Source organism: Hydrocarboniphaga sp., from assembly GCF_028291725.1.
Lineage (GTDB): Bacteria > Pseudomonadota > Gammaproteobacteria > Nevskiales > Nevskiaceae > Hydrocarboniphaga.
Window position 1 is genome coordinate 128,473 of the sequence record NZ_JAQGNT010000042.1, and the last position, 10,988, is coordinate 139,460.

The following is a 10,988-nucleotide window of genomic DNA, read 5'->3' on the forward strand; positions in this document are numbered from 1 at the left end:
GCGTTTCACCGGGGACGAGTCAAGATGAAACAGTGGGTACTGGTGACCGGCTCCAGCCGGGGCATCGGGCGTGCCGTGGCGTTGCGGCTGGCGCAGGACGGCTACGGCGTGATCGTGCACGGCCGAAATCCGGGCGAAGCGCTGCAATCGACGCTGTCGGCTGTGCTGGCAGCGGGCGGTGAAGCGCGGGCGCTCGCTTTCGACATAGCCGACCGCGCCGCTACCGCCGCCGCGCTGCTCGCGGATGTCGCCAAGCATGGCGCGCCGTACGGCGTAGTCTGCAACGCCGGCCTGGCCCGCGACGGCGCGTTTCCAGCGCTGAGCGGCGATGACTGGGATCAGGTGCTGCGCACCAATCTCGACGGCTTCTACAACGTGCTGCAGCCGCTGACCATGCCGATGGTGCGTCGCCGCGCGCCGGGCCGCATCGTCACTCTGGCCTCGGTCTCCGGCCTGATCGGCAACCGCGGCCAGGTCAATTACAGCGCCGCCAAGGCCGGCATCATCGGTGCCAGCAAGGCGCTGGCGATCGAACTCGCCAGCCGCGGCATCACCGTCAACTGCGTCGCGCCCGGCTTGATCCGCACCGGCATGATCGAAGACGCGCCAATCGACGAAGTGCTGAAACAGATTCCGGCCAGGCGAGTCGGTGAGCCCGAGGAAGTGGCGAGCCTGGTCAGCTATTTGTTGTCGGAAGGCGCAGCCTACATCACGCGCCAGGTTATCGCGGTCAACGGAGGGCTGTGCTGATGCGCCGCGTCGTCATTACCGGCATGGCCGGCATCACTTCTTTAGGCAACACCTGGGACGCGATCGAACCGCAGCTGCGGGCCGGAGCCAGCGGCGTCGAGCGCATGCACGAGTGGGATCGCTTTGTCGATCTGAACACGCGCCTCGCCGGGCCGATCCGCAACTTCGCGCTGCCCCCGCACTACACGCGCAAATCGGTGCGCACGATGGGCCGCGTCGCGCAGATGGCGACTCTGGCCACCGAGCGTGCGCTGGATAACGCCGGCCTGTTACACGACGATCTGATCCGCGACGGCCGCATGGGCGTTTCCTACGGCTCCAGCACCGGCAGCGTCGACGCGATCTCGGACTTCGGCTCGATGCTGCAGACCGGCGAGATGGGTGGCATCAACGCCACCACGTACATCCGCATGATGACGCACACCGCGGCGATCAATATCGGCGTGCATTTCGGCCTCAAGGGTCGGATCATTCCGACCTCCAGCGCCTGCACCTCGGGCAGCCAGGGCATCGGTTACGCCTATGAGGCGATCAAGTTCGGCCGCCAGGATCTGATGGTCGCCGGCGGCGCCGAAGAACTCTGCCCCAGTGAAGCCGCAGTATTCGATACCTTGTACGCCACCAGCACCCGCAACGACGCACCCAAGACCACGCCCTCGCCTTTCGACCGCGATCGCGACGGCCTGGTGATCGGCGAAGGTGCTGGCACGCTGGTGCTGGAAGAACGCGAACACGCACTCGCCCGCGGCGCGCGAATCCTGGCCGAGATCTGCGGCTTCGGCAGCAACTCGGACGGCGATCACGTGACGCATCCCAACAGCAATACGATGCAGAAGGCGATGACGATGGCGCTGGCCGATGCCGGGCTGCCGGCGTCGGTGATCGGCTACGTGTCCGCGCACGGCACGGCGACCGAGCAGGGCGACATCGCCGAAACCCAGGCGACCTCGAGAATGTTCGGCAAGCAGATGCCGATCAGTTCGATGAAAGGCTATCTCGGACACACGCTGGGCGCCTGCGGCGCAATCGAAAGCTGGTGGGCGATCGAGATGATGAACCGCGGCTGGTTCGCGCCGACGCTGAACCTGCACAATGTCGACGAGCGCTGCGGCGAGCTCGACTACATCATTGGCAGCGGTCGCGAGCTTGCCTGCGAATACATCATGAAAAACAACTTCGCGTTCGGCGGCATCAACACTTCGCTGATTTACCGCCGCGCGGCCTGAACACCGGAAATGGTTCACTCATTGAAAGGAAGCAAGATGAAATCGACCCGAAGCGTAGCCCTTGTTCTCGCGACCATCGCGATCTGCGGCATCAGTCTGCCAGCCGTCGGCCGGGACACCGTGCTCAACCTGCCGATCGAAGACGCCGCCAAAGCCAATCAGGCGGGCACACGTCTCGATGGCACGGTAAAGTTTTTCTGGGGCGACCAGTCGCACCCGGCGCCTGAAAAAACTCTAGGCACCTACACCACGAACAAGAAGACCAACTTCTTCAACAAGTCCGACAAGGAGGGCTGCGAATGGGCCTGGCTATCGGCGATGCTGACGCTGCAGGAGCGCGCGAAAAAGGAAGGCGGCAATGCAGTGATCGACGTGCACAGCGTCTACCGCAACAACGACTTCTCCAGCCAGACCGAATACGAATGCGGCGCGGGCTCGGTAGTCGGCGGCGTCGCGCTGCGCGGCACCGTCGTCAAGTTACCTTGATGCCTGAGCGCGCGCCGCTCATTTGAGCGCGCGCGCGATCTCCGGCGCGTCGAGCAGCGCCTGCATCTTCAGACCGAAGGCGTCGGACACGGCGACCTTGGCGTACTTGCCCGAGCCGAAGAACGTGCCGCCAAGATCGTCGCGGCCTTTCAGGGTTTTCTGCGCGAGCATGCTGCCGTCGGAGGACGATACCGACAGCGTCAAATCGTAGAACAGCGCGACGTTCTTCGAGGTATCGCTCTTCCATTCGTCAATGGTCAGCAGCATTGCGCGCCGGGGCCTGTTTTGCAGCAGCCGTTTTTTTACGGCCGGCAACTTGTCGCCAGGTGCCGCCGGCAAGGCCGCTGCCTGATAACCGGCGCCCTGCAAACTGTTGACGACGACTCTCGTGAAATCATCGGACAACGGCTGACCTTGATCGGTCTTCACGTCGAACGGGATACCGAAGCGACTTCGCTGCAGGCCGACGAAGTCCGGCGTCTTGTCGCCGGAGACGACATAAGGGCGCTGGTCGAAAGCCGTCACCGCGACAACTCCGCTGCCGGAAAAATGTGGATTGGCTCGCGCGTCCGAATATGTATAGCGATTGCCGGCTGCGCAGCCCGACAACAGAGCGATGCATGACAGCAGCGCCCCTAACGTCCTAGAGCCGTTCATCCCCTTCCCTTTTTATCGATACCGGTGCGGCAGCACCGCGACAATTCTGACAGGCGCCGATCAGTTGTTGCGAATGCGCCCTATACGCTCGGCATTGTCGCCACCGGTATCGACCGACGCTTCATCGTCACTCAGATCGCGTGACAAGCCGTACTTGCGCAGCTTTTCGACCAGCGTCGTGCGACGCGTATTGAGCAGCTTGGCCGCGTGTGCGACCACGCCGTCGGACTTCTCCAGCGCCTGACGGATCAAGGTCATCTCGATGGCTTCGATATGATCTTTCAGGTTCATGCCTTCGGGCGGCAGCTCGGTCAGCGATGCCGCGCGCGAAGCCTGCAGCGCGATCATCTCGGCGTTCGGCGCCGGCCGCCCTTCTTCACGCACGGCCGGAGCGGCCATCGCGAGCGGGGCAGCTGCGGCCGCCGCCGCGCCGCGATATTGGCGCGGAAGATCGGCGGCACTGACTTCGCGCCCCGGATGCAGCACCGCGAGGCGCTCGAACAGATTCGACAGTTCGCGCACATTGCCGGGCCAGTGATACGAGCGCAGCGCGTGGATCGCGTCCGGCAGCAGGCGCGCCTGGCCGTGACCATTGCGCTCCATGACCTTGACCAGATCGTCCATCAGCAGCGGCAGATCCTCGAGACGCTCGCGCAATGGCGGCATCTCGATCGGGAACACGTTCAGGCGGTAGTACAGGTCCTCGCGGAAGCTGCCCTTGATGATCGACTCTTCGAGGTTGCGATGCGTGGCCGCGATGATGCGCACGTCGCAGCGCTGGCTGCGGGTGCCGCCGACGCGCTCGAAGGTGCGCTCCTGCAGCACGCGCAGGATCTTGACCTGCATCGACAGCGCCATGTCGCCGATCTCGTCGAGAAACAGCGTGCCGCCGTCGGCCATTTCAAAGCGGCCCTTGCGCGCGGTGATCGCGCCGGTGAACGCGCCTTTCTCGTGACCGAACAGTTCGGACTCGAGCAGCTCCGACGGGATCGCGCCGCAGTTCACCGCGACGAAGGGATGATCGCGCCGCGACGATTGATCGTGGATCGCTCGCGCGGCGACTTCCTTGCCTGTGCCCGATTCGCCGGTCACCATCACCGTGGAATCAAACGGCGCGACCTGGGCGATCATCTGGCGAACGCGACGCATCGGCGCGGAATTGCCGGTCGGGCCGGAGCGGCGCACGGCCGCCGTCTCTCGATCCATGCGCAGCAGGCCGGCGCGGCGCAGCAGTTCGTTGAGTTGGGTGTATTTGACTGGAGCCTCGACCGGCAGCAGTGCGGATTCGTCGAGACCGAAGCGCGTGCGGGCGCGCTCGAAATAGGGTTGCAGCACCAGCAGCGGCGGGTGATAGCGATCGCGCTTGAGCCAGTCGACGAAGCGCTCCAGCGATTCGTAATCGGTGTCGCTACCCAGAATGACCGCGATCCAGTCCTGCGGGCGATGCTCGCTCAGTTTGACCTCGGCGGCGCTGCGCACTTCAACCGGACGGTAGTCGATGAACTGCAGGATCGCGGCATGCGCTGCCGAGCGTTCGGCGTCGCTGTCGATGATCAGTACGCGCGATTCAGACATGACGAAGTATCAGCTTGTCGTCTGCCGAGTGCTGTGCACAGAGAGAAACTGGGCGATCTGGTGTTCGTATGCGTTCTTGCCGACGAAGCCGTCGGCCCCGGCCGCCGCCGCATGCTCGCGGTGCTCGGCGTCGTCGTAATAGCTGGCGATGACGATGTGCGGTGCGCGCTCCTGGGCCTTGATCAGGCGCGTCGCCTGCAGGCCCCCCATGCCGGGCATCACCAGATCCATGATGATCAGATCGGGGTGCAGTTCCTCGGCCAGACGCACCGCGTCAAAGCCGTCATAGCCGAAGCCGACCACTTCGACCGAGCTCATGGGGGCGAGCAGGTGTTTGGACAGCGCCAGGAAAGCCTGGTTGTCGTCGACGAGCAAGGTGCGCAATTTCATGTCCGCTTCCGTCCATCAATAAGGCACACCTTCGTATAGCGGTGCGGCCGTAGTCAATCATCCTGCGGCGGCTAGAATCCGCTGCATTCGAGCTGGGGCAGCGGCTATCCGCATTCCCTCCCGATACTTTGCCACTGTTCGGCGCGCAACGTTCACTCCGCGACGCGCCAGCAGGGCCGCGACATCGCCATCTGACAAAGGATTCACGCGGTTTTCCGCATCGATGATCTTGCGGATCATCGCTCTTACCGCTGTCCCCGACGTGTCTGAATCGCGCCCTGCAATCTGTACCGGGAAGAATGCCTTCAATGGATAGACTCCCCAAGGCGTCAGCGCATACTTGTTGGCAACGACACGACTAACGGTCGATTCGTGGACGCCAATGGCTTCGGCGACGTCCATCAGGTTCAGCGGCGCCATCGCCTCTTCGCCGGATTTGAGGAAACCGGCCTGGCGCTCGAACACCACGCGGGCGGTCTTCAGCAAAGTCTCCTGACGCATTTCCAGACCGCGCACCAGCCAGCGAGCCTCGACCAGCTGATCGCGCAGCGCGCGATGCTGGCCGGCGCCGCCGATCGCCTTCTCGTAACCGCGATTGATGCGCACGCGCGGCAGCGTGCCCGGGTTGAGCTCGACTCTCCAGGCGCCGCGCTGGCCGGTCACGATGACCTCGGGTACTACGGCCTGCGCTGGCATCGCGCCGGCCGCGCCGGGCTTGGGATCCAGCGCCTTGATCAGCGCCAGCGCCTGATGAACCTGCTCGACGCGGTGATCGACCGCCGCAGCCAACATGTGCTCGGTCATCAACGCCAGTTCGGCCAGATGCTCGCTGACGATGCGCAGTGCCAGCGCGCGCCCCGGCGTCGGCCGCGGCAGCACCTGCAGCTGCAAGCTCAGGCATTCACTCAGGCTGCGCGCCGCGAAACCGGTGGGCTCGACGCTTTGTACCAGTTGCAGCGCGGCTTCGAGTTCCGCCAGCGTGTAGGCCGCATCTGCCGGCGGCTGCTTGTCCAGCAACTGTTCGAGCAGGCTTTCCAGGGACTCGACGAGGTAGCCGCTATCGTCGACTGCGTCGATGATAGCGGCTACCAGCTCGGCGGTACGCAGGTCCGAAACTATGAGTTGCAGCTGCGACAGCACGATCAGGCGCGGATCGGTCGGCAGCGCGTCGGGCACCCGCGAGGCGGCGGATTCGCCGTCTTCATCGACCGGCTCGCCACCGGTCCAGCTCTCGCTGCTGGACCAGTCGAAGTCGGCTTCGACGTGCTCGTGGGCGCCCGCGTCGGCGCCGCTGACTTCGAGTGCAGCCGGCTCGACTTCGGCCGCCACAGTGACGCTGCTCTCACCGGGCCCGGTATCGGCTTCGTCGGTCTCTTCGGCCTCGAGCATCAGGTTGGAATCCAGCGCCTGCCGGACCTCCATTTCCAGCTCCTGAGATGTCAGCTGCAGCAGCCGGATCGACTGCAGCAACTGCTGGGTCATGACCTGCGACTGGCCTGCCTGCATCTTCATCTGCGGCCTTAGGTTTTTCATTTCTCACTCCTGCACACCGAGACGAAGAACGTCTCCATGGCCGCCATCGTCACCGCGAAAGCAGTATCGGCCCATCGGAGTTTGCCTGACGTTATGTAAGGCTAAACCTTACATCAGAAACGTGTCGTTACAGATCCACAGTGGTTCTTTACAACATGCTTTCAGTGCTCCCCCTCCTGCATTTCATGGCGCACCGCGTAGTGCATCAAGGCATTGATATTGCTCAGCTCCAATGTCTGCATCAGGCGCGAGCGATGGGTCTCGACGGTCTTCACCGACAGCCCCATCAGCGCCGCGACCTCCTTGGTCGATTTGCCGCGGCCCAGCAGTTGCAGCACTTCGCGCTGACGCGCCGGAAGAATGACACTCGATTCGTCTTGGCGGCCACCGCGGCGGCGGTCGATCGCAAACCGCGCCAGGTGCGGGCTCAAATACGGGTTGCCGATGGCCACCGCGCGCAGCGCGATCTCCAGTTCTGCAGGAGATCCGGCCTTGGAAACGAAACCGAGCACCCCGGCGCGCAGCGCCGCTTGCACCTGGGCGTTGTCGATCTGCACCGACAGCAGCAGTACCCGCACCTGTGGCAGATGGCGGTTGATACGGCGAGCGATGTCGATCGCACTGACACCTGCCAGGCTCATTTCGGTAACGACGATATCCGGCGGCCGTTCGGCCAGGATTTCCAGCAACTCCGGCCCGGTGCCCACGTCGTCAGTCACCGTCATGCCGCGGAAATGCTCCACCAGCATTCGCACTCCGGCGCGGACCAGGACTTGCGGGTCGGCCAGAACGACGCGGATCGATTTCAAGGTTCTCCTCCTCGGACGCTGGGTGGTCCGGCGGCCGTTATGTCTGCAGCCTTCGGCCAAGCTGATCATACGACTCTGTCACGACTGTTGCGGCCACCACAGCGGCGGCGTTCAGGTGCGATCTGGCCGCGGCTGCTAATAACATGGCCTTAACTACAGATGACCACTGCAGGGAGTTCACATGAGCGGCGGAATAAAATGGCTGTTCGGCATCGTTGCCTTGCTGGTCGTCGCGGTGCTGGCAATTGCTTTCTGGCCGCGCGGAATCAAGGTAGCGACACCCGAATCGGGGCCGGTCGTAGTCGAAGAGCCCGTTCCGAGTAGCCCCGACGACAAGCTCGCTTTCGATCGGCGCAAGGCGGCATCGGCCTGCCGGGTCGCGATCATGCAGAGCCTGAAAGACCCGGCGACCGCCGAATTCGTGGACCCGCTCGACAACACGCCCTGGGTCGCCGAGGCCGACGGCGACTACAGTTTCAAAGTCGCGGTACGCGCCCGTAACGAGTCCGGCATGGTGACGCGCCAGCTGAACTGCCGGGCTCATCAGGAAGCAGCCGGCTGGGCCATTGCCAAACTCGCCGAAAGCGGCAGTCCGTAGTGGCTGACGAGCTTTAGCGGCGGTTGGTCAGCAAATATCCTGCGGCAAAGTCCGGAGCTTCAGGATAATAGCCACTCCACGCGGCTGGGCCGGGCCGCCGATGCGGCAGGCTCCACGGTATAGCCGGCGATCTCCCTTCGCACTAGCCCGGCTTCCGCTGCCGATTGACACTTCCGTAGCGATCAATAGGCACTCGCCCGGCGGCGCTGACGGCCGATTGCCAGCAGCATGGACACCGAAACGACCGTCACCCATGTGCCGAAGATAGTCAGCGGACACCAGAAAACGAAAATCCCATTCCACGAGAACGGACCCTTTTTCAGCATGAAAGCGATGGCGCCCACTTCGAACATCAACGCCGCCCAGGCGGTGAAATAGCCTATCCAACGCGGGAAGGGTGAATCCGCATCCACCTTTTGCGTCAAGCTGATGACGACGATCGCGACCATCTGAAAAATATAAAACTGATCCGTGGTCACCAGTGTGAGTGTGCCGATCTCGTGCATCAGCTTGGTTACTTCGGGCGGGCGGTCCGGACTGAAGGCGGCAATGCCCCAAAATATCGGCGGCAAAACCAGGAAGATCGACATCAGGATGCCGCCCGCGAACTGCAGGATCGACCAGACCGGAACGCCCTTTTCCAATCGCGCCAATTGAACGGCAGCAACGACGGAAAACGGAACCATAAAGGCACTGGTCCACGAGGTCACCATCGCACCCAAGCGGATCTTGAAGTTGTTGGCGGTATAGAACGCGGCCACCTCGTCTGCGGTCAGCGTCGCCGGCGGTGGCGGCATCATGTCGAGCAGGCCCCACAGGGCGAAGCCGTAAATGACCATGAGGATCAACCCCCACCAGATCATGATGGTTTGAGCACGCTCAGTCATATCCCCTCTCCTTAGTCTTTCGCTCGCAACGTAAGTTTCTTGATTCACATGGCCAACGATCTGACTTTCAAAATCGCAGGTCGGGGTGAAATTCTTTGAGTCGGAAAAGCGGCTGGCGTGAGACAGCCGCTTTGATTTTCACTAGTTGCTGCAAACCGGCACAGCTGGCCAGACGCATCAGGGCGTCGGTGCGGGCTGGGCGGACTCCGCCTGGCCCGGCACCGCATACGGATCGGAGCCCGGCGCCGGGATCGCGGTGGCCTCGGACGGTGCCATCGGCGCGACCGTAGCCTGCGAAGCGCCGGCGGTGATCTTCAGCTCCACGCGACGATTCAGCTCGCGGCCCTCGTCGGTTTCGTTGTCCGCCACCGGTTGCGATTCGCCGTAACCGGCCGAGGTGATGCGGCCGGCGTCGATACCGCGGCCGGCCAGGTACTGCAGGACCGACTCGGCGCGGCGCTCGGACAGCTTCTGGTTGTACTCGTCACTGCCCTTGGAGTCGGTATGTCCGCCGACTTCGACGTGCACATCCGGCGCCGCGGCGAGGCCGTCGGCGACACCGTCGAGGATGGTCTTGGCGTTGACGGTCAGCGTCGCCTTGTCGAACTCGAAGTTCACACCGCGCAACACGATCGTGTCGCCGGCGGCGCAGCCCGACAGATCGACGCGCTGGCCGGGTTCCGGCGGCTTGCACGGCGGCGGCAGCGGACAGCCGACCGCGTTGACCACGGTGCCTTGCGGCGTGCCGGGGCACTGATCCTTATCGTCGGTCACGCCGTCGCCGTCGCTGTCGGCCGGAGCGGCCACCGGCACGACCACGACCGGCTCGACCTTGGGCGACGGCGGTGTCGGCGCCGCGCCTAGCGGAATCAGCAGACCGGCCGACAATACCGGCTCGAGGAAATCGTTGCCGGCACCGCGCACATGCTTCTCGTCGGCCTGGTAGCGCGCCTCGAGCCGCAGGCTGCCGTCATTGAGCCAGCGCCACGGTCCGATCAGATAACCCAGGCCGACGTCCCAGACCGTCGAGTCCTGGTCGGTTTCCGGCGAGGTCGCGACACTCGATTTGCCCTTGGCGTAGCTGACGCCGGCACTGCCGAAGAAACCGCTGAAGCGCTCGGACGGAAACACCAGCGCGGCAATGCCGCCGCCGGTGAGCTCTTCCTTGCCCGAACCCTTGCCGCTGTAGCGCTCGTACAGGCCGGAGACTTCCAGGTGGAAACCCTGGGCGATCTGCTTGCCGATGATCAAGCGGCCACCGAGTCCATCGTCGGCATCGCGGTCGCTGTCGGCGAAGCTGTAGTCGAACATCGGGGCGACATAGAAACGTTTGGCGATCGCGCTGCCGGGCTTGCTCATGTCCGGATAGGTTTCCGGGTCGGCAGGGGCCGCGGCTTCCGCCACGGGCGGCGCGGGCGGAGCGGCGGCGGCGGCCGGCGCTGCAGGCGCAGCCGCCGTGGCAATCGGTTCTGCCGGCAGCGCAGGCTCAGCGGCCGGCTCAGCCGGGGTCGCTGCCATCGGTTCCGTCGGCGGTATCGCGTCAACGGGCGCAGCAGGATCGGCAACCGGCGTCGGCTCGGACGTCGCTTCCATCTGTGCCCAGGCTGATGTCAGCGTCATCGGCATTGCGAGCAGGGCCAAGGCCCAAGAGGTCTTCTTCATGTCGTTTCTCTCCCTTTGTTCCGCGAATGAACCTTATTCGGAGCGCACCCCTATTTCGCTGCGGGGGCTCGCATCTGCACCGTCCACAGCCGCGCCAGATCACGTGATCCGTCGTTGCCCTGGACGCCGGCAAATGCCTTCTGCGCCTGATCTTTCTTGCCAGCCAGCAGATACGCATAGCCCAGATGCAGCTTGGCCTGATCGAGCAGCTTGATACCGCCTTTCCTGATGCCCGCCTCAATCAGCGGAATGCCCTTGTCGGCCTGGCCATAGCCGACGTAGTTCAAGCCGGTGTTGATTAGTGCGTCGCCGGTTGCTTGCGCGGTGGCAGCCTTCTCGCCTTCGGCCAGCGTCGCCTTGTCCTCGGTCATTTTCTTGGCTACCAGTTCTTTCAGCCGCTGATGGCGGCTGGCGT

General features: G+C 63.9%; 11 protein-coding genes and 1 pseudogene. 4 read left to right on the forward strand and 8 right to left on the reverse strand.

Annotation, left to right across the window (positions count from 1 at the left end; all coding sequences use genetic code 11):
- Positions 1-24: 24 nt before the first annotated feature.
- The 3 genes from fabG to JWQ90_RS11825 are packed head-to-tail and all read left to right on the forward strand — an operon-like array spanning position 25 to position 2,462.
- The gene (gene fabG / locus JWQ90_RS11815) at positions 25-750 is read left to right on the forward strand and encodes a 3-oxoacyl-ACP reductase FabG (protein WP_299693919.1); all 726 of its coding nucleotides are present in this window, start codon (positions 25-27) and stop codon (positions 748-750) included.
- On the forward strand, positions 750-1,976 hold the full coding sequence (locus tag JWQ90_RS11820) for a beta-ketoacyl-ACP synthase (protein WP_299693922.1): 1,227 nt from the start codon (positions 750-752) through the stop codon (positions 1,974-1,976). Before fabG ends, JWQ90_RS11820 begins: the two co-directional genes overlap by 1 nt.
- A 36-nt stretch (positions 1,977-2,012) precedes the next feature.
- Entirely contained in the window at positions 2,013-2,462 is a 450-nt protein-coding gene (locus tag JWQ90_RS11825) for a hypothetical protein (protein WP_299693924.1), read from the forward strand.
- Between the two features lie 18 nt (positions 2,463-2,480).
- Here JWQ90_RS11825 and JWQ90_RS11830 read toward each other — a convergent pair whose 3' ends face one another.
- The 5 genes from JWQ90_RS11830 to JWQ90_RS11850 form a co-directional block, all read right to left on the reverse strand.
- Positions 2,481-2,987 (reverse strand): hypothetical protein, encoded by a 507-nt coding sequence (locus tag JWQ90_RS11830; RefSeq protein WP_299693927.1) that lies wholly within the window; start codon positions 2,985-2,987, stop codon positions 2,481-2,483.
- A gap of 192 nt (positions 2,988-3,179) precedes the next feature.
- Entirely contained in the window at positions 3,180-4,694 is a 1,515-nt protein-coding gene (locus JWQ90_RS11835) for a sigma-54 dependent transcriptional regulator (RefSeq protein WP_299693930.1), read from the reverse strand.
- Between the two features lie 9 nt (positions 4,695-4,703).
- Complete coding sequence (locus JWQ90_RS11840; protein WP_299693932.1) at positions 4,704-5,084, reverse strand: response regulator transcription factor; 381 nt, start codon at positions 5,082-5,084, stop codon at positions 4,704-4,706.
- Between the two features lie 57 nt (positions 5,085-5,141).
- Entirely contained in the window at positions 5,142-6,617 is a 1,476-nt protein-coding gene (gene rpoN / locus JWQ90_RS11845) for an RNA polymerase factor sigma-54 (protein ID WP_299693935.1), read from the reverse strand.
- Positions 6,618-6,778: 161 nt separating this feature from the next.
- Complete coding sequence (locus JWQ90_RS11850; RefSeq protein ID WP_299693937.1) at positions 6,779-7,495, reverse strand: response regulator transcription factor; 717 nt, start codon at positions 7,493-7,495, stop codon at positions 6,779-6,781.
- Positions 7,496-7,607: 112 nt separating this feature from the next.
- Between JWQ90_RS11850 and JWQ90_RS11855 the strand changes: the two genes are divergently transcribed.
- Positions 7,608-8,024, forward strand: a complete 417-nt coding sequence (locus JWQ90_RS11855; RefSeq protein ID WP_299693939.1) for a hypothetical protein — start codon at positions 7,608-7,610, stop codon at positions 8,022-8,024.
- A gap of 182 nt (positions 8,025-8,206) precedes the next feature.
- On the opposite strand, the gene JWQ90_RS11860 is transcribed toward JWQ90_RS11855, so the two are convergent.
- The 3 genes and pseudogenes from JWQ90_RS11860 to JWQ90_RS11870 all read right to left on the reverse strand — a co-directional run.
- Positions 8,207-8,911, reverse strand: coding sequence for a hypothetical protein (locus JWQ90_RS11860; protein WP_299693943.1), 705 nt, complete (start codon positions 8,909-8,911; stop codon positions 8,207-8,209).
- A gap of 177 nt (positions 8,912-9,088) precedes the next feature.
- Positions 9,089-10,573, reverse strand: a complete 1,485-nt coding sequence (locus JWQ90_RS11865) for an OmpA family protein (protein ID WP_299693945.1) — start codon at positions 10,571-10,573, stop codon at positions 9,089-9,091.
- A 50-nt stretch (positions 10,574-10,623) separates the two neighbouring features.
- Positions 10,624-10,988, reverse strand: a pseudogene (locus JWQ90_RS11870) (hypothetical protein); the annotation flags it as partial.

Coding starts and splice junctions, on each gene's coding strand:
- fabG (WP_299693919.1), top strand. CDS start 25: ATGAAACAGTGGGTACTGGTGACCGGCTCCAGCCGGGGCATCGGGCGT.
- JWQ90_RS11820 (WP_299693922.1), top strand. CDS start 750: ATGCGCCGCGTCGTCATTACCGGCATGGCCGGCATCACTTCTTTAGGC.
- JWQ90_RS11825 (WP_299693924.1), top strand. CDS start 2,013: ATGAAATCGACCCGAAGCGTAGCCCTTGTTCTCGCGACCATCGCGATC.
- JWQ90_RS11835 (WP_299693930.1), bottom strand. CDS start 4,694: ATGTCTGAATCGCGCGTACTGATCATCGACAGCGACGCCGAACGCTCG.
- JWQ90_RS11840 (WP_299693932.1), bottom strand. CDS start 5,084: ATGAAATTGCGCACCTTGCTCGTCGACGACAACCAGGCTTTCCTGGCG.
- rpoN (WP_299693935.1), bottom strand. CDS start 6,617: ATGAAAAACCTAAGGCCGCAGATGAAGATGCAGGCAGGCCAGTCGCAG.
- JWQ90_RS11850 (WP_299693937.1), bottom strand. CDS start 7,495: ATGATCAGCTTGGCCGAAGGCTGCAGACATAACGGCCGCCGGACCACC.
- JWQ90_RS11855 (WP_299693939.1), top strand. CDS start 7,608: ATGAGCGGCGGAATAAAATGGCTGTTCGGCATCGTTGCCTTGCTGGTC.
- JWQ90_RS11860 (WP_299693943.1), bottom strand. CDS start 8,911: ATGACTGAGCGTGCTCAAACCATCATGATCTGGTGGGGGTTGATCCTC.
- JWQ90_RS11865 (WP_299693945.1), bottom strand. CDS start 10,573: ATGAAGAAGACCTCTTGGGCCTTGGCCCTGCTCGCAATGCCGATGACG.